The sequence below is a fragment of the Gilliamella sp. wkB18 genome, from assembly GCF_001690875.1.
In the GTDB taxonomy this organism is placed as follows: Bacteria; Pseudomonadota; Gammaproteobacteria; order Enterobacterales; family Orbaceae; genus Gilliamella; species Gilliamella apicola_A.
In genome coordinates, this window is the sequence record NZ_LZHM01000033.1 from 1 (window position 1) to 18,703 (window position 18,703).

An 18,703-nucleotide genomic window follows, 5' to 3' on the forward strand; every position below is an offset into this window, starting at 1 on the left:
AGTAAAACTTAATAATGTTTTAGAATCATCTAATTTGCCTTTATTTTTATTTAATATTGAAAAGTTTTTAGGAAAAGAAAAATTTGATATGTTTATTGAGAAACTTCCTAATGAAATTAAGAATAATGAAATATTTATAAATTCAATAGAAGAGATTTTATAAAGGGGATAATAAAGTAAATACAATTAAAAAACAAACCAACTTTTTGAAGTTATTTTTTTAAGAAGATAAGTTTTCCATACCGTTCAGGCAATTAGGGCATCATCAATCGCTCTGACGGCCAAATCAGCTTGCTGTAATTGATGATTAGCATGATAACAATAGAGGATACCTGGGCGCTTAAGCGAATAACCTACCGGTTTATTCAGTTTTTTATCTAATTCTGTAGCCTCAAGTTTATTAGGTAGTAATGCCACGCCAGTTGCAATAATTTTGATAGGAACTAGCGTTTTTGATTGGTATTTCATTGTCATTAAACAAAAGAGATACTCCATAGGCTATCTAGTATCAATTATTATAGTCCACTATGTAATTTTAATAAATTTTTTTAAATTATAGGGTAAAAGCAAATAAACAATAACCATTTAAAATATTATTGAGTAGATTGATTTGCCTAATAATGATAAAAAAGTAAAAGCAGTTAAAAATGAATTTTATTCTTCATGCTCCGTATAATCCTCTAATACCGCATCAGTCATACGGTCTAAATGTTTGACTTTGCTAAGGTCTTTTAAATTGCTGTAGGGGATATAGCTACAACGCTCCGATAATGGCCCACTTTCTAGTAACGAAAATACTGGTCGGCGGATCTCTTGAAATACCTTTTCCTGCCGGCTATCTGGGGCGACAATATGGAGATTTATATTCATATTGGGTTGCAAGGCGAGTAAATCCGCCATGCGTAAAATACCAGAGTAAACCGAAGTGGTATGTTCGACTTCAAACGCACGCATGATAGCGCGCCCTTTTAACCAAATCACATCAATTTGTTCAATGGTACTTAAAGTGGTTTCGTCATAATTAAGTGGTAATTTTTCTAATAATGCTTCGGTGCCTTTTTTCCACTCTTTTAATACTCGGCTGCGATCGGCTTTCGGTAGCCAAATCTTCATCCCCATACAGGCACCAATTTGGGCAAGTAATGCTTGCATTTTGATTGATTCGCGTACTTCTGGGGTTTGGTTTGGGGCTTCATCATCGACCAGTTCATTATCACTCGGGACTGAAACCTCAACCACTTTATCGGTTCGATTGACAGTATGGGTTTTTAATTTCTTTTGATCTTGTTCATTAAGGGGATAATCAGTGGCGATGTCATGTTGCTGTAATAGGCAGCGCATTAATAACTTGCCATCTTTTTCGTTGATTTTATTTAAACTATTACGCAGCAATCCAGTCCAACGACTACTATTTTTATCCATGTTTTGGGTAAAAGAAAGATGTTGCCAAATTTGGTCAGAATGAATAGGAATGGCTTGGGTTAATGGTAACCACACTTTAGCCCGAACATGAAAACGTATAATAAACGGATCATCCGATGCTAAAAAAAGGGGCGTGCTATCTTCATAAGGACCATCAACCACTTCAAGCAGCCCGCACCAGCGAGATAGTCGGGTGAGATAACAAATAAAAATATCCCCAGCTTTTACTTTTTCTGCCAATAATTTTTGTCAAACCCGAAAACCAGATACTGTTTTATCTGAATTCATAAAAGCTTGATACGTTTCGGGTGAAAAGATGTTGGTATAGTAAGCCATAAATAATTATCCGTTTTTAATTAACCTTATTTTAATGGTTTGGGTCTATTTAAAAGTAATCAGTTAAATTGTTGTTTAATCTCGGTCATCCAACGTGGAAGTTCATCATGTAAGGCGAGATTGAGCATAAATAAATTATCAATATCTTTATTTGCTTTGCTTAAGTCAATCGTTTGAATAATTTCAGCAAAATAAGGCACAATATCCGATTTTGATAGTTCAAACTCCGTTATTGCTTGTAATAATAGCTTGCTATCAATACCCCATTCGTTAGCAAACTGGTTAACGGCATGTTTGATTCTAGCGTTTTTCCAATCGGTAAACGCTTGATCAAAATGGACTTGGCTGGATAGGCGACCGGTTAATAATTCGGTATCGACAAATTCTTTCAATATTTTTGCTTGCTGATCTTCGCCCATTTGGCTTAATTCTTGAATTTGTTCGTAGATAATGCGCCTAGTTTCGTCGTTAATGGTTTGTACACCATCAACATGCGACACTTTAGATCCAATTAAGCTAAGGATATGCGCAGCATCAATCACCTGTGTGCCTGCTAATTTGGTTTTACCAATTAAAGTGGGCACAATGGTTGGCGTTTTAGTGGTAGTTTCTTTAGCGGTTAAGTTTTTAAATGCACCAACATATTGCAACCAACGGTGCTCGGTCATACCAAAAGTAGCATTATCCCATTGATATTCATAATATTGTTGGACAATATTAAGCTGATCATTGGCAACTTTAAAAGCTTTGCTAAATTCAGTGAGTTTTTTATCATCATGTTGAATTAATTGCCATTGGGTTGGATCGGCTAAGGTTAAAACTAATTGCTCCAAATCGTTGGCTAAAATGCGCACAGCAGTGGCATAGGTTTCAACAATCGCTTTGCTACTGCTACCACCACTACCGTATAGCTCAAGCGCTTGGTTAACCATTTGTTCGGTCAGGCGTGGGGTTTGGAAATTTACAATTGTGCCAAACTCTTTGCTAGAACCAAACACGCGATTGGTGCGTGAATAAGCCTGAATTAAATTTTGTAGCTTTAAGGTGCGGTCAACATAAAGAGTATTGAGTCGTTTAGAATCATAACCAGTTAATAGCTGATCAGCGACAATCACTAAATCAATGTTTTTACCATTACGACCACTACCGCCACGGGTAGCACGCTCGACCACATCCTCAAAATAGGCTTGTTCGCCATGTTTTTTATCACCTGCTATAAACTTAATGCTAGTAAACTCAGCATAATCGTTAAACATGGCGCTGATAATCTCGGGATCGACATTATCCGGATCATTTTCGTTACCAAAGCTAAAGGTCATGGCAATATTGATTTTTTGCTCTTGGCTTGCCAGTTGTTTTTTAAATTCCTGATAATAGGCAATCACCCGCTCTTTATAAGCGACGGTTAAAATAGCATTAAATTGTTGCTGTTGGGATTGTGCTTGCCAGTTATTTAAAATCTCTGTAACCACTTGTGGTATATGAGTTTGATCATGATAAATTAATAGCCCTTTATCAATAGCTTGCTTTTCAACTTCGGTTTCGCTCCAGCTATGTACTAATCGGGCGATTTCGCGATCGGATTGTTCTGGTTTTTCGATTTTAATACGCTCAATAAGTTTATCGCGTAAATCTTCATAACTGCTAAATTCGCCAGTATTGATGTAATCAACATGAAATCCAAGCACATTACCATCAGCAATGGCTTCATCAATGGTATATTGATGTAATTTAGGACCAAATAACTTTTCGGTAGTATTAATCACTTCGCTGTTTTCGTTTATTTTGCCTTTAATTTTGTTTTCGTCAAACAGTGGCGTACCAGTAAACCCAAAAAATAACCCATTTATTTTAAAATGGTTTTTTATATCGCCCATCATATTTTTCATGGTGGAACGGTGTGCTTCGTCAACAATAAAGACAATTTTTTTATTGGCTAAGTGATTATCTTTACCCTCTTCAAGGGCTTTAACCAAATTATGCAGTTTAAAAATAGTGGTTACCACAATACCATTTTGGCGCGTGCTAAGGTGTTTTCTAAGTTGCACAGTGCTATGCGTGTCATCAACTGTGACAGGCTCAAAGGCAGCATAGGCTTTAAAGTTGTCACTGGTGCGACTATCAAGTTCCCGTCGATCCACCAAAAAGACCACTTTATCAAAACCCGCTCTGGTCGATAAAAATAGGGCTGTTTTAAAGCTGGTAATGGTTTTACCGGAACCAGTGGTATGCCAAACAAATCCGCCATGCGGTTTTTTATCGGGGTTATCCCAACCAAATGCCGCTCCTTCTACCGCTTGCAAAGCAAAGACCTGATAAGGGCGCATTAGCATATGTCGGCGGTTTTCTTCCTCTTTGGCTTCATCAATGACTAAGTAGTCGCCCACCATTTGATGCGCCATGGGGATCATTAAAAAGTGTTCAATGACTTGTTGCCAATGATTGATCGGTTTATTGAATTTATTTGCCCAATGAAACACAAAGCTAGGGTTAAAGTCATTAATTGATTTAGGCGTGGCAAAGTAACGAGTTTCGATTTCACTACTTATTACCATCATTTGCGAAAAAGCCATAAAGTTGTTGCTATATTCGCCATCTCGATAGTAACGCTTAAACTGTTCAAATGCTTCGTCAAGGTTTTTATCGGTACGTTTTTGTTCGATATTAATTAACGGTAACCCATTAATTAATAGCACCAAATCAAAACGATTACCGTTAGGCGTTTGCACTTCGCGGGCAATGCGATAACTTGAGTCACCGCCACGCACTTCAGCTTTTTTAAAGATAGTTAAGGTAATTTGTTTACGGGTGATAAGCGGATTATCATCGCGATAAATGCCATCGATTTTGCCTTTTGACTCTTCCATGGCGAGCAATTTTGCCGCTTGGTAACTATTTTGTAGTTGGTTAACCTTTGCCATTACTTGGCTAAATTCGTTATCGGTTAATTCAACGCCCTCAAGCTGATCGGCATTAAGCCGATTAAGTTCACTCCGCCAATGGGTGATTAAATCATTAACCGTTACTTTACGTTGATTGCCATCTAAAAAATCAGGCGCCAGCCATTTATATTTTTCTAATTCCCTGACAAAATTTTCTTGAAAAATTTTTTCTGCGGCATCTTTTACAACCTGACTCATTGCTTAACTCCTTTTATACAAACATTTCGTTTAAATAGGCTTGTTTGATGTTTTTTAATTTATCTAGTTTTTTTTGCTCTAGGGCGATTTTATCATCGAGTAATTTAAAGAAATTACCGATTTGGGTTTGTTCCAAGGTTGTTGGTATGCTTATATCTTGATTAGCTAATTCAGTTTTATTTAAATTTCCAATTGCACCGTTACCACCAGCCACATAAGTATTAAGAAATTTCCTATACCAGTTTGAACTCATTATAGCATTAGTAAAAAATGGTTGATTTGACGTAGCTAATAACATAAAACCACCATGAACAGCTTTTTCATTATTAGTAATTTTTATTAATGCATGCTTTCCTACCAATCGACTAGATCCATTTGCCGATGTGATTAAAATATCATTTTCTTTTACTAAAGAAATACTTACATAACTCTGATCAATAAAAATATCATCATTTCTTAAAATAAATCTATCGCTATCAATATTTGAGGAACGTAAAATTCTTACTCCATCTAAAGCTAAATTTGAAGGGGTATAAGTTAAACCTCTTCTTATATTAGCTAAATTTTTAAATTGAGTTATAGACCAATCTTTTTTAAAGCCTAAGAATCTATAACGTGGTTTTAATTCCCCCTCATTCGGAAACATTTCCGTCAGATAGGCAGATTTTAGGGTTTTGGCTTTTTCTAATTTTTTTTGTTGAGTATTAATAAGGTTATCAAGCTTTTTAAAGAATTCGCCTATTTGGGTTTGTTCAATTTTATTTGTTGTTACTATAAATTTAGTATTAGAAACAATATTCCAATCAGATCTAGGCATTTTTGTGCCAGTAGATTGATTTGCGACTATTTGGTATTGATTTGTTTGAATCAATGCATATATAAATTCACCATTAGAAAAAGTTGGGCGAAAGACCCAAAAGTCACCGACAGCAATACCATCAAAACCTGCATATAACCAGTTTTTTAGATAAGGACGAAGTTTTCCAAAAAGAATATCCCCTTTTTTAAATTCAATTCCCTTTTTATCATTAATTTTTTTAAATACATCTTTATTAAGTTCACCTTGTTCTGAAATAATATCTTCAAATTCAACTCTTGGTAAACAATGAGCACTACTCATAACTGTCAAGCGTTCTACTAATTTTTGCCACTCAATTTGACAAAATTCCTTAGATTTTTCAAACTCCTTAAACCGCCGCTTAGGAATTAATTTTTTACTTTCACTCATTGCGTTACCACCAGATCTTGCATCATTGCTTGTAACTCGGCTTCGAGTTGTTCGATCTCTTTATCAATCGAAGTTAAGGTATCTTGATAACGTTCGTTTAACATTTGCAGGGTTTTTAATTCGGCTTTAATCGGTTTCTCGATTAATTCGCTCAGTAACGCAATGGTATTGCCAAACCATTTTTTGTACATTAGCCTGTCAATTTCTTGATCCGTTAAGTTTAAAATCCGTTCTTGTACTGCTTCTTTTAATTCTCGTTCGTCCGCTTTAACTTGTTTGCTTAATGTCGATTTTTGGCTGATTAATTTATCGACTTTTTTAAGTATTAAATACGCTTCAGTATCTTTTGGTGTTTCTTTTAGCTCTTGTTTGAGTTTTTTATTATCAAACGTATCAAGCGGTTCGTCGTCATCGTTCTTTTTCAACGATTCATACAGCGCATCATACTCAGGGCTATCTTCCACTTTGGCTGCTTCGACCAGATCCGTAAGTTCACTTTCTAGGGTTTGGATTTGCTGTTTATTGTTGTCTATATTGGTTAGCTCATCGGCATATAATTCACGAGCAATTAATTCGCTTGGGATTAGACTGCTGATAAAGCCGTCTTGCTCAGACCGTTTTTTCGCACCGCTGCCTTTGCTGACCATATTCGGTATACGGTTGCGTGCGGCAGTATAAAAATTAGTGGCGGCAATAATTTCGCTGTCATGCAATAAGGCATTTTGCCAAATTTCGGCAATAATCTGATAGCCGTCATAGATATCAAGATGATTAAAGCTTGCTAGTAGGCTTTTTATATCGTTTAACATCGCTTCCATCAGTGGGTGAATCTGTTCAGGATCATTAATTGCAATGATTTGTGACCAATAGCGGTCAATATAAGCTTGCGTTTGCTTCGCTAATTGTGCAGATTGCTGTAGAACACGCGCATCATTTAAGATTTTAGCGCTTAATTGACTAATCTCTTCTTTTAAAATGAAATATTGCGGACGAACAGGCTCTAATGCCAACTGTAATAGATCGGGGGTGGTGGCTCGGATAACAGCAAGTTGCTCAATATTGTGCTGTGGTATGCCACCTAATAAATGACCTTCAACGTCGTGAGCAATATCATCATCAATGGCATCAATATAACGGGGGATATTGAGGTTGTATTCATTGGCGATAATCTCTTGGCGAGTGGCTAAATGGCTATAACCAGCTTGCTCTTGACGTGATACATAAGTATCAACAATTTTTGCGATGTCTTTTTCTTGCAAGACGTTTTGCTTACCGACTTTTATAAAGCTATTTGATGCATCGATGATTAATACCGGATCGGTGAGCTGTCGATTCTTCTTCAACACTAAAACCACAACGGGGATGCCAGTGTTGGTAAACAGGTTGCTTGGCAAGCCAATTACGGTATCAATGTAATTCTTTTCTAATAGCCGTTTACGAATTTCGCCTTCGGCCGCACCACGGAATAAGATTCCATGGGGTAATACAATTGCCATGGTACCGCTTTGTCCTAAATGGAATAGTCCATGTAATAAAAAGGCAAAGTCACCTTTTGAATCTGGCGGCAATACGCCTGCTATTTCAAAACGGGGATCGCTCACTTTTAGCCCTGCACGATTCCAGTTTTTGACTGAATATGGGGGATTCATTACCACCGCATCAAATTGGACGCCCTCGCTAGGACGCTCAGGATCTTCAGGCCAATCATGGGCTAAAGTATCGCCATTTCTGATAGTCATTTTATTGGGTTTAACTTCATGCAGTAATAAATTCATCCGCACTAGATTATAGGTGGCTGTATTTTTTTCCTGACCGTAATAGGTCAAGCTTTGTTGTGCTTGTTTCGTTAAATGTTTTTTAACTGTCAGCAGTAATGAGCCGGATCCAACCGTTGGGTCATAAATCGAACGGATATTTGGTGTTTTGGCGGCGATTTGTGCCATCACTTCACTTACTTGGCGAGGCGTATAGAATTCCCCCGCTTTTTTACCCGATTCCATCGCAAATTGCCCAATCAGGTATTCATAAGCATCGCCTAATACATCGCCTTTTTGCAAAGCGACCATATCAAGATCGGCAAATAATAAAATTAAGGCTTTAATATTTTTACTGCGTTCATGTAAATTACTACCCAGGGCGGTATCGGTTAAATCTAAGGTTGAATTAGAAAATAGATTTTTAAAGTCATCGGCATCTTTACTATTGGCAATTGAACGTTCAAAGTGATTTAAGCTGTCGATCACTTTTTGTACTTCAAAATTACCTTTATTAATATCTGCGATCCAAGTTTGATAAAGATGCTGAGGTAAAACATAATAACCCAGTGTACTTTGTAACATGCTTTCTAATTGAGGACCACGTTCAGCCATACCATTATAATAATTGGCGATAAGCTCGGACTCGGTGATCTCATCTCGGGTTGACATGATTTTAAATGCAGATAATGTTTTATCACTTAAAAATTTATAAAACATTAAACCTAACATATAGTCTTTATAACGGCTGGCATCCATCGAACCACGTAGCTCATTGGCGCCATCCCATAATCGACTTTTAATCTCTTCAGATGTAATCACAACGTATCAACCTCATTAACTAATTTATCTTGGCATGAAAGTATCATAGATTTATTTTTGATTTATCCCATAGCCAACAGAATGGCGTCGTATTTTAGCGGTAATCAGTTTCAAATCCTAGCTAAATAAGCGAAAACTCTATTTCTATAAAATAAAATAGAACTAAATATTATATGCCAAAGGTGACAAGTTTTGTTGTTTAATGCTATGTGGTTAAATTGAATGTTATGCGATAAAACCAATATTCATCTTCATATTAGGAATTTTATCAATCAGTTAGCTGTAGATAAATCAATATTGAACCGATACTTTAGCTTGTTTTATGAAACAGAACCAGCTTCAAGTTAATTTAAGTATAGACAGTAAAAGACGAGCATCGCTCGTCTTTACCTTTTTGATTAGCAATAAAGTTGCTGTAATGGCGTTACAGTTTGTGCCGGATCGCAATCTAGCGCTGCAGTTGTAGCATAAGCAGCATTCATCGTGGTATCGTAATGTACCTTATATTGAATGGCACTTCGACGTAATACTTTTGAGGCTTCAATAGCTGCTCGTCCAGAGGTGGTATTAAGAATATAGCTATATTCGCCATTTTTTATATGGTCATGGATATTTGGTCGCCCTTCGTTTTCTTTTTTTACGACTTGGCATGGTATATTTGCTTGTTGTAATACCTTTGCCGTGCCAATAGTTGCATCAATACTAAACCCATGAGTAATTAACCGTTTAGCTACCTCTAACAGCCTTGTTTTATCCTGATCGCGAACCGATAATAATGCTTTCCCTGATTTTTTCATATTGGATAAACTACCTAGCTGGGCTTTAGCAAAGGCTTCAGCAAAGGTTTTACCAATTCCCATTACTTCACCAGTTGAGCGCATTTCAGGACCTAATATTGGGTCGACACCACTGAATTTATTAAACGGTAATACCACTTCTTTTACCGAATAATAAGGAGGAATCACCTCTTTAGTCACATTTTGCTTAGCAAGTGATTGCCCCGTCATCACACGAGCCGCTATTTTCGCCAATGGTAAACCTGTTGCTTTTGAGACAAAAGGTACAGTACGAGCTGCACGAGGATTGATTTCGATCAAATAAATTTGATTATCTTTCACCGCAAATTGCCCATTCATTAAACCTTTTACATTGAGTTCAAGTGCTAATTGTTTGGCTTGTTGTCGTAATTTGTCTAAAATATCTGCAGTTAAGGTGTGGGTTGGCAGTGAGCAAGCAGAATCACCAGAGTGAATGCCTGCTTGTTCAATATGTTCCATAATGCCACCAATCAGGATTTGCTCACCATCAGCAATTACATCAATATCAACTTCAATTGCATCATCTAAAAAGTGATCAAGTAAGACTGGTGCATTATTTGATTCGCTTACCGCTGTTTTAAAATAACGCCTTAAATCTTGTTCATTATAGACAATTTCCATTGCTCGACCTCCTAATACATAAGAAGGTCTAACCACTAATGGATAACCTATTTTTTCTGCTTCAATGACAGCCTCGTTAATATCGGTCACTGTGGCGTTGACAGGTTGTTTTAATTTCAGTTTATCGACGACTTCTTGAAAGCGTTTACGATCTTCGGCTTTATCTATAGCATCAGGTGAGGTACCAATAATTGGTAGCCCTGCAGCTTCAAGCGCACGAGCAAGTTTTAGCGGTGTTTGCCCACCGTATTGCACAATAACACCATCTGGTTTTTCAACATGTGCAATTTCAAGCACATCTTCAAGCGTAACTGGCTCAAAATAGAGGCGGTCAGAAGTATCGTAATCGGTTGAAACCGTTTCGGGATTACAGTTAACCATAATGGTCTCATAACCATCCTCACGCAGTGCCAATGCCGCATGTACACAGCAATAATCAAACTCAATACCTTGTCCAATCCGATTAGGACCACCACCAAGGATCATAATTTTTTTACGGCTAAATTGAGGATTAGCTTCACACTCTTGCTCATAGGTTGAATAAAGATAAGCGGTATCTGTTGCAAATTCAGCCGCACAGGTATCAACACGTTTATAAACAGGGTGAATTTGGTATTGATGGCGTAAATCGCGAACAGCTTGTTCTGTGGTATTAAGTAGTTTGGCAATGCGTAAATCTGAAAAACCTTTACGTTTTAATTGCCACAATGTTTCTTGATCAAGCTGTGTAAGTGATTGTTTTTTTAGCTTATTTTCAAGGTTAACCAACTCTTCAATTTGTACTAAAAACCAACGATCAATATTGGTTAGTAAAAAGATATCTTCTAAGTTGAATCCTGCCCTAAAAGCATCAGCAATATACCAAATCCGATCAGCGCCCGCTTCTTGGAGCTCATAACGAATTTTGGTGATATTTTTTTCATCAGCATAATTATCAATTTTAGGATCAAATCCTGAAGCGCCAACTTCAAGCCCTCGCAACGCTTTTTGTATTGATTCTTGGAAGGTACGCCCAATGGCCATCACTTCACCAACTGATTTCATTTGTGTGGTTAAACGATCATTACAACCAGCAAATTTTTCAAAATTAAAGCGTGGAATTTTGGTAACAACATAATCAATTGACGGTTCAAATGAAGCAGGGGTTTTTCCGCCTGTTATATCATTAGATAATTCATCAAGCGTATAACCGACAGCCAGTTTGGCGGCGATTTTCGCGATAGGAAAGCCCGTTGCTTTCGAAGCTAAGGCAGATGATCGTGACACCCGTGGATTCATCTCAATAACAATTAATCGCCCTGTCTTTGGATCAACCGAAAATTGTACATTGGAGCCACCAGTTTCAACACCAATTTCACGCAGTACCGCGATCGAAGCGTTACGCATGATTTGGTATTCTTTATCCGTCAAAGTTTGTGCCGGAGCCACCGTAATTGAATCACCTGTATGAATACCCATTGGATCAAAGTTTTCAATTGAACAAACAATAATGCAGTTATCATTTTTGTCTCGAACTACTTCCATTTCATATTCTTTCCAACCAATTAATGATTCATCAATAAGTAGTTCATTGGTTGGCGAAAGATCAAGTCCTCGAGTACAAATTTCGTCAAACTCTTCGGTATTATAAGCAATACCGCCACCGGTGCCCCCCATGGTAAATGATGGACGAATAATGCAAGGAAAACCAACTTGATCAAGAACGGCGTAAGCTTCTTTAAGCGAATGAGCAATCCCTGAGCGAGCGGTATCAAGACCAATTTTTTTCATCGCCTCATCAAAGCGTTTTCGATCTTCGGCTTTATCGATAGCATCGGCTGTTGCACCTATCATTTCAACATTAAATTCTTTCAATACACCTTGTTTTTCAAGCTCTAATGCACAGTTTAATGCTGTTTGACCGCCCATGGTTGGTAAAATGGCGTCTGGCCTTTCTTGTTCAATAATCTTACGAACGCTTGTCCAATGAATGGGTTCAATATAAGTGGCATCAGCCATTTCAGGATCTGTCATGATAGTGGCTGGATTAGAGTTAACTAAAATAACACGATAACCTTCTTCACGCAGCGCTTTACAGGCTTGAGCACCAGAATAATCAAATTCACATGCTTGACCAATAACAATTGGGCCAGCACCAATAATTAGTATACTTTTTATATCTGTTCGCTTAGCCATGATTATTGCTCCTGCTTATAAATTTTAATTAACTCAATAAAGTGGTCAAAAAGTGATGCTGCATCATGAGGCCCAGGACTGGCTTCGGGATGACCTTGAAAACTAAAAGCTGGTTTTTGATTGTGATGAATGCCTTGTAATGAACCATCGAACAGTGATTTATGCGTCGCTCGTAAATGAGCTGGTAAGCTTGCTTCATCTACAGCGAAGCCGTGATTTTGTGCAGTGATCATTACCTTATTATTTTCTAGATCTTTAACAGGATGATTACCACCATGATGACCAAACTTCATTTTGATAGTTTTAGCACCACAAGCAAGCGCAAGAAGTTGATGACCTAAACAAATGCCAAAAATAGGAATATCTGTGTTTAAAAACTGCTTAATGGCATCAATCGCATAACTGCAAGGTGCAGGATCTCCTGGGCCATTAGATAAAAAGATCCCATCGGGCTTTAAAGCAAGGACTTGTTTTGCTGTCGTTTTTGCTGGTACAACGGTTAATTTACAACCACGCTCAACTAACATTCGCAAAATATTACGTTTTACACCAAAGTCGTAAGCAACAACATGATATGGTAATTGGCTTTCTGGTTTTGGAGCAGGCTGTTGCTGTTGCCTTGTCCACATGCCCTGTGACCAAATATAACTTGTCAAACAAGTCACTTCTTTAGCTAAATCAAGCCCACTTAATCCTTTAAAATCGATTGCCTGCTGTTTAGCTATTTCGGCTTTTTCAAGTAAGGCCGTTTTGTCCGTTGCTGTTATGATGACGCCATGCTGTGCACCTTTTTCACGCAAAATACGGGTTAAGCGCCGCGTATCAATATCCGAAATGGCAATAACATTATGTTTTTTTAAATAGCTAGAAAGACAGAGTTCACTTCGATAGTTGCTAGCTAATAATGGCAAATCACGAATAATCAAACCTTTTGCATAAACTTGGTTCGATTCGGCATCGGTATCATTCGTTCCTACATTACCAATGTGCGGGTAGGTTAATGTAACCAATTGCTCACAGTAAGACGGATCGGTAAGAATTTCTTGGTAACCTGTCATTGAGGTGTTAAATACCACTTCCCCAACTGTTTGACCATCAGCACCAATTGATTTCCCGATAAATTGCGAACCATCTTGTAACATAAGGAGGGCATAAGTTTGCATGACTAAAAGATCCTTTGAATGAATTATCATGAATTTTGAATAAAAATTCAATTTTACTTAGCTACAAAGATACAATATTTGGTCATTTTATTACAGTTTTTTGTACAAAAAAAGCAATATTATAAAAATTATTTTAATAATTAAGTCTAATTTTTGAGACTTACGTCAGCATAAAGGTAAAATGTTAGACTTATTATGATGTTTAACTTGAATTTGCATAATTATTCAAATAGAATCATTTGAATCATTACGGTTATTAGGAGCTATATCATGCACGGTTTTTATCAGCGTCATTTTTTACGATTACTTGATTTTACCTCTACCGAAATCAATCAATTAATTAATCTTGCTATCGAATTAAAACAAGCCAAACAACAAGGGCAAGAACAACAACATTTGATTGGTAAAAATATTGCATTAATTTTTGAGAAAGACTCCACCCGTACGCGTTGTGCTTTTGAGGTTAGTGCATTTGATCAAGGTGCAAATGTCACTTATTTAGGACCAAGTGGTAGTCAAATCGGTCATAAAGAATCAATTGCGGATACCGCACGCGTGCTGGGTCGAATGTATGACGGTATTGAGTATCGTGGTTATGGCCAAGAGATCGTTGAAACATTAGCCCAATATGCTGGTGTACCAGTATGGAATGGCCTAACGACCGAAGCACATCCAACCCAAATTTTAGCCGATTTTATGACAATGAAAGAGCATATAGACAATCGCCCATTAAGTAGCATTAAATTTGCCTATTTAGGCGATGCCCGTAATAACATGGGAAATTCGTTAATGGAAGGTGCGGCTTTAATGGGAATGGAAATTCGTTTAGTTGCACCAAAGGCCTGTCATCCCGAAGCCGAACTCGTACAAAAGTGCCAAGATATAGCAAAAAATACGGGTGCAAAAATTATCTTAACCGAAGATGTTGCCAAAGGAGTTAAAGACGTCGACTTTTTATATACTGATGTATGGGTATCAATGGGCGAGCCTAAGGAAGTTTGGGATGAGCGTGTTAAATTATTAACACCTTATCAAGTGAATGAAAATGTTATTAAACTTACCAATAATCCAAATGTCAAATTCATGCACTGTTTACCCGCTTTTCATGATATGAACACTACCGTCGGTAAACAGATGGCAGCTCAATATGGTTTAACCAATGGACTTGAAGTGACTAATGATGTGTTTGAATCTGAACATAGTATTGTTTTTGATGAAGCCGAAAACAGGCTACATACCATTAAAGCGGTAATGGTTGCAACATTAGCCAAAGATGAATAATATTGCCATAATCGATACTTAAATGCTTAGCTAAAAAATTAGGCACTTTCTTTTTGCCGGCTTAATGTCGGCAAATTTTATTTAAAAGAATATTAGATTATGACAAAACAAGAACGAAATAAAGATTTTAAAAAATTCCTCAAGTTAACCAATCCCATTCATTTTTTAGCTGTAGGACTAGGTAGTGGTTTATCTCCAATTATGCCGGGAACAATGGGATCGTTAATGGCGATTCCACTTTGGCTATTATTTTATGGTTTACAACCCACTTTATATTGGGTCTTTATTTTAGTGACTTTTATTTTTGGTTGTTTTATTTGTCAAAAAACATCGGATGATACCCATACGCACGATTCAGGGCATATAGTATGGGATGAATTTGTTGGCATGTGGATCACCCTATTTTTTATTCCACAACTTTCTGTTATGTGGATTGCGATAGCCTTTGTAGCATTTAGGATTTTTGACATGGCAAAACCGTGGCCAATTCGTTGGTTTGATAAACGTATACCTGGCGGTTTTGGTATTATGGTGGATGATGTGATTGCAGCTATCTTTTCATCATTCACCGTTTATATCATGACATTGGTTATTTAAGATGTAATCTTATACTAAAACGCATACTTTCCTGAAAGTTTTTTACAAAAATAGATTAAAACATCTTTTGCGACCATCCTAACTTAGTCGAAAGATTATTAAAATAATCATAATCTTTGGTATGAATTAAATTAAATTCATATAAAGATCGGCGAATAATCACATCTTGCGTTGGTTTGACCGGTAAAATAATTTGGCTATCACAGGCAATATTTAAATCAAGCGCAGTAGTTGGAAATTTAAGATGAATTGGGTTATTGCCTTTGATAACCAAAGGTCTAACTGCTAACGAATGCGGAAACATTGGCGTAATAATTAATGCATCTAAATGAGGCGCTAAAATAGGACCTCCAGCCGATAACGAGTAAGCGGTAGAGCCTGTTGGCGTTGCAATAATTAACCCATCAGCTCGCTGTGAAAACGCATTACGTTCATTAATGTAAACATCATAGTCAATCATATGCGCTACAGTGTTAGGAGTGACGACAATTTCGTTTACGGCGAAACTCGAATTAATCAAATTACCATTATCATAAATGGAAACTTCTAATAAGAAACGAGGATCCTCCTCATATTCACCGGCAATAACAGGACTTAATTGTTCAATTACTTGTTCATGCGAGATATCCGTTAAGAAACCGAGATTACCTCGATTAACACCAATCACTTTGATTTTATAGTGTGACAAGTACCTAGCTGAACGTAGCATATTTCCATCACCACCCACAACAATGGCTAGGTCAGCTTGTTCACCAATTGCTTCTAACGAAGCGTAATGGCTAACTGGAAATTGAATATGATCCGCTAAGCGATCTTCAACTAGCACATGAATACCAAGACTAACAAGCCAATCATAAAGCACTTGATGAGTTTCTATTGCCTCTAATTTACGAGGAAGTCCAATCAGACCAATGCATTTAAAAGGTGTATTCATAAAATATCCTTGTTATTGTTTTATATAAACGATATGTATTTTTTCGTCACAGGTCAAAAAATTACATATCAATTTACTGATAAGCTTGTAATCATAAAAATTGTCCCCATAATAACCGTAATTCACTAAGTTTTCGACTACATTATTTGGAGTACCTTATGACAGAGCAAGATAAAAATATGTCAGAAAATGAAACTAACATTGACACACCAGCTGAAGAAACAACAGAGCAAGAAGCTCCAGTGCAACCAAGTCTAGAAGAGCAATTAAACGCAAAAGATGCACGTATTGTAGAGCTAGAACAAGCATTACAGTTAGCTAAAAAAAATGAAAGCGAAGCCATGATTCGTGCGCGAGCTGAAATTGATAATGTTCGTAAACGTGTTGAACAAGATGTTGATAAAGCGCGTAAATTTGCACTAGAAAAATTCTCTAATGAATTATTACCCGTTATTGATAATTTAGAACGAGCTTTAGAATCTACAGATAAAACCAATCCTGAGCATAAAGCTACTGTTGAAGGGTTAGAACTGACATTAAAATCATTCCTAGATACTGTCAAAAAATTTGGTATTGAAGTGATTAATACTGAAGATTCACAACTAAATCCTGATGTGCACCAAGCAATTAGTATGATTGAATCACCAGAACATCAATCAGGTCAAATAGTAAATACCATCCAAAAAGGCTATACCTTAAATGGTCGATTAATTCGCCCAGCAATGGTAATTGTTGCGAAGTAGGGTCTGTTCTTTGCTATAAAAAATTTGAGTATAATTAATAAAAAAGAGCAATATGATTATTGTTCTTTTATTAATTAGAATTATATGTTTTTGGCATAGTATCCTTTTTACTTTACCGTTTTTATTCTGAAATATTTTCTATCTTAATACTGAGTATAATCATCTAGTGCAGTGTAGGGCATTCCAACTAAGGTTTTTTTCGCTGTTCTTTTTAGATTATTATAAAAGATATTACCTAATTCTCCGCAAAATATTAGGTATATGCTCACTACTATGATTTGCTTTATGCAAACTTGAAGTGTTAAGAAAAAATAATCTGGATGAGAAAAATGCTATATGTAAATAAATATAATGCTTATTAACAAAATTCTTCGGACAATTTTAGAAATACATGCGCCATTACACTCAATATACTTATATTTTTCCAGAAGTAGATTTAAATTGTTATAGCTGATTACTAAAAAAGATGAAAAACTATTTGATAGAGGTTCTTGATATCAAAACAATTTATGCTGGTTTTTTCTTTTGAAAATTGGTGCCCGGACGCGGAATCGAACCACGGACACGGGGATTTTCAATCCCCTGCTCTACCGACTGAGCTATCCGGGCAACAATGGATGCACATTAAACACTATCTTAGGTTATTCGTCAATTCTTTTTGTGAGATTTTTTTAAAAAATAGGTTGTTTGGTTGAAAAATAACTTATAGCCTTTATATTGTTAGCTATAATCTAACAATATCACAATATATTATGGGAATTGTTATATGCGATTTATTGGTTTTACTGTTTTTTTTATTTATGTTTATTGTGAAATTAAGTTTTTTGTAATCATTGCCAATTCAATTGGTGTTTTTCTTGCATTGATCTGCATTCTTGCCACTTCGATTATTGGTTTTTCATTAGTTAAAACACAAGGTTTAAAAAATTTTAGTATTATGCAGCAAAAAATTGTTAGCCAACAAAGTTTAAAAAATGAAGTGATTAAAAGCATTGCTTTATTTTTTGCTGGTTTCTTTTTGCTGATTCCTGGTTTTTTGACTGATATTTTAGGCGCGATTTTGTTAATCCCCCATGTTCAAGAATATTTAGTGAAATTTATTGTTAGAAAAATGCCTATGAAGTCAAAAGTTACCTCTTCAACAACGATAAACCGACCTGATGATATTATCGAGGGCAATTTTGTTCGAAAGGATGATGAATAAATAATCGATTGGCAAATTTTTTATAATTCCTCTCTTGAAGAATATAAAATGATCCCCATCTACAATTCACTATATCATAAAACTATAATTTTATGATTTTTGTTAAAAATTATCTTAATTAAAAATTAGTGCTAGGAGATAACTAATGAAAATTCGTCCATTGCATGATCGTGTGATCATTAAACGCAAAGAAGTAGAATCAAAATCAGCTGGCGGTATTGTTTTAACTGGTTCAGCAGCAGGTAAATCAACTCGTGGTGAAGTTTTAGCTGTTGGTAATGGTCGCATTTTAGAAAATGGTCAAGTACAGCCGTTAGATGTAAAAGTGGGGGATATCGTAATTTTCAATGAAGGGTACGGCGTTAAAACAGAAAAAATCGATAACGAAGAAGTACTTATTTTGTCTGAAAGCGATATTTTAGCTATTGTACAGGCATAACTGACAACTAATTTAATTTATATACA

13 protein-coding genes and 1 tRNA gene are annotated in these 18,703 nt (G+C 36.3%); 5 read left to right on the plus strand and 9 right to left on the minus strand.

Annotated features, from left to right (window positions below; translation table 11 throughout):
- Positions 1 to 246: 246 nt before the first annotated feature.
- The 7 genes from A9G48_RS02255 to carA all read right to left on the minus strand — a co-directional run bounded on the left by A9G48_RS02255 (position 247) and on the right by carA (position 13,479).
- A complete protein-coding gene (locus A9G48_RS02255) occupies positions 247 to 474 on the minus strand; it encodes a hypothetical protein (RefSeq protein WP_051825357.1) in 228 nt (75 codons plus the stop codon).
- 180 nt (positions 475 to 654) lie between these two features.
- Positions 655 to 1,662 carry a hypothetical protein gene (locus A9G48_RS02260; RefSeq protein WP_065575734.1) on the minus strand — a complete coding sequence of 336 codons (1,008 nt, stop codon included), beginning with the start codon at positions 1,660 to 1,662 and terminating at the stop codon, positions 655 to 657.
- A 155-nt stretch (positions 1,663 to 1,817) separates the two neighbouring features.
- Entirely contained in the window at positions 1,818 to 4,898 is a 3,081-nt protein-coding gene (locus A9G48_RS02265; RefSeq protein WP_065575735.1) for a type I restriction endonuclease subunit R, EcoR124 family, read from the minus strand.
- A 13-nt stretch (positions 4,899 to 4,911) separates the two neighbouring features.
- On the minus strand, positions 4,912 to 6,126 hold the full coding sequence (locus tag A9G48_RS02270; RefSeq protein WP_065575736.1) for a restriction endonuclease subunit S: 1,215 nt from the start codon (positions 6,124 to 6,126) through the stop codon (positions 4,912 to 4,914).
- A complete protein-coding gene (locus A9G48_RS02275; protein WP_065575737.1) occupies positions 6,123 to 8,702 on the minus strand; it encodes a type I restriction-modification system subunit M in 2,580 nt (859 codons plus the stop codon). Before A9G48_RS02275 ends, A9G48_RS02270 begins: the two co-directional genes overlap by 4 nt.
- A gap of 398 nt (positions 8,703 to 9,100) precedes the next feature.
- Positions 9,101 to 12,316, minus strand: coding sequence for a carbamoyl-phosphate synthase large subunit (gene carB, locus A9G48_RS02280; protein ID WP_065575738.1), 3,216 nt, complete (start codon positions 12,314 to 12,316; stop codon positions 9,101 to 9,103).
- Positions 12,317 to 12,318: 2 nt separating this feature from the next.
- A complete protein-coding gene (carA, locus tag A9G48_RS02285) occupies positions 12,319 to 13,479 on the minus strand; it encodes a glutamine-hydrolyzing carbamoyl-phosphate synthase small subunit (RefSeq protein WP_065575739.1) in 1,161 nt (386 codons plus the stop codon).
- A 270-nt stretch (positions 13,480 to 13,749) separates the two neighbouring features.
- On the opposite strand from carA, the gene argF reads away from it, so the two are divergent.
- Together argF and A9G48_RS02295 are read left to right on the plus strand one after the other, a co-directional pair.
- Positions 13,750 to 14,760 (plus strand): ornithine carbamoyltransferase, encoded by a 1,011-nt coding sequence (gene argF, locus A9G48_RS02290; protein WP_065575740.1) that lies wholly within the window; start codon positions 13,750 to 13,752, stop codon positions 14,758 to 14,760.
- 99 nt (positions 14,761 to 14,859) lie between these two features.
- Positions 14,860 to 15,357 carry a phosphatidylglycerophosphatase A family protein gene (locus A9G48_RS02295; protein WP_065575741.1) on the plus strand — a complete coding sequence of 166 codons (498 nt, stop codon included), beginning with the start codon at positions 14,860 to 14,862 and terminating at the stop codon, positions 15,355 to 15,357.
- 55 nt (positions 15,358 to 15,412) lie between these two features.
- Here the strand turns inward: A9G48_RS02295 and nadK are convergent, their stop codons facing one another.
- Positions 15,413 to 16,291 (minus strand): NAD(+) kinase, encoded by an 879-nt coding sequence (nadK, locus tag A9G48_RS02300; RefSeq protein ID WP_034947324.1) that lies wholly within the window; start codon positions 16,289 to 16,291, stop codon positions 15,413 to 15,415.
- 158 nt (positions 16,292 to 16,449) lie between these two features.
- Here nadK and grpE point away from each other — a divergent pair, with 158 nt between their 5' ends.
- Positions 16,450 to 17,034 (plus strand): nucleotide exchange factor GrpE, encoded by a 585-nt coding sequence (grpE, locus tag A9G48_RS02305; protein ID WP_065575742.1) that lies wholly within the window; start codon positions 16,450 to 16,452, stop codon positions 17,032 to 17,034.
- Positions 17,035 to 17,567: 533 nt separating this feature from the next.
- Here the strand turns inward: grpE and A9G48_RS02310 are convergent.
- Positions 17,568 to 17,643: transfer RNA gene (locus tag A9G48_RS02310), tRNA-Phe, on the minus strand.
- A gap of 157 nt (positions 17,644 to 17,800) precedes the next feature.
- Between A9G48_RS02310 and A9G48_RS02315 the strand changes: the two genes are divergently transcribed.
- Together A9G48_RS02315 and A9G48_RS02320 are read left to right on the plus strand one after the other, a co-directional pair.
- On the plus strand, positions 17,801 to 18,238 hold the full coding sequence (locus A9G48_RS02315; protein ID WP_034947319.1) for an FxsA family protein: 438 nt from the start codon (positions 17,801 to 17,803) through the stop codon (positions 18,236 to 18,238).
- 145 nt (positions 18,239 to 18,383) lie between these two features.
- Complete coding sequence (locus tag A9G48_RS02320; RefSeq protein WP_034915350.1) at positions 18,384 to 18,677, plus strand: co-chaperone GroES; 294 nt, start codon at positions 18,384 to 18,386, stop codon at positions 18,675 to 18,677.
- Positions 18,678 to 18,703 lie beyond the last annotated feature (26 nt).

Bases quoted from the DNA above. Each gene is read 5' to 3' on its own strand.
- A9G48_RS02295 (WP_065575741.1), top strand. From the start codon at position 14,860: ATGACAAAACAAGAACGAAATAAAGATTTTAAAAAATTCCTCAAGTTA.
- A9G48_RS02315 (WP_034947319.1), top strand. From the start codon at position 17,801: ATGCGATTTATTGGTTTTACTGTTTTTTTTATTTATGTTTATTGTGAA.
- grpE (WP_065575742.1), top strand. From the start codon at position 16,450: ATGACAGAGCAAGATAAAAATATGTCAGAAAATGAAACTAACATTGAC.
- nadK (WP_034947324.1), bottom strand. From the start codon at position 16,291: ATGAATACACCTTTTAAATGCATTGGTCTGATTGGACTTCCTCGTAAA.
- carA (WP_065575739.1), bottom strand. From the start codon at position 13,479: ATGCAAACTTATGCCCTCCTTATGTTACAAGATGGTTCGCAATTTATC.
- A9G48_RS02265 (WP_065575735.1), bottom strand. From the start codon at position 4,898: ATGAGTCAGGTTGTAAAAGATGCCGCAGAAAAAATTTTTCAAGAAAAT.
- argF (WP_065575740.1), top strand. From the start codon at position 13,750: ATGCACGGTTTTTATCAGCGTCATTTTTTACGATTACTTGATTTTACC.
- A9G48_RS02270 (WP_065575736.1), bottom strand. From the start codon at position 6,126: ATGAGTGAAAGTAAAAAATTAATTCCTAAGCGGCGGTTTAAGGAGTTT.
- A9G48_RS02320 (WP_034915350.1), top strand. From the start codon at position 18,384: ATGAAAATTCGTCCATTGCATGATCGTGTGATCATTAAACGCAAAGAA.
- A9G48_RS02255 (WP_051825357.1), bottom strand. From the start codon at position 474: ATGACAATGAAATACCAATCAAAAACGCTAGTTCCTATCAAAATTATT.
- carB (WP_065575738.1), bottom strand. From the start codon at position 12,316: ATGGCTAAGCGAACAGATATAAAAAGTATACTAATTATTGGTGCTGGC.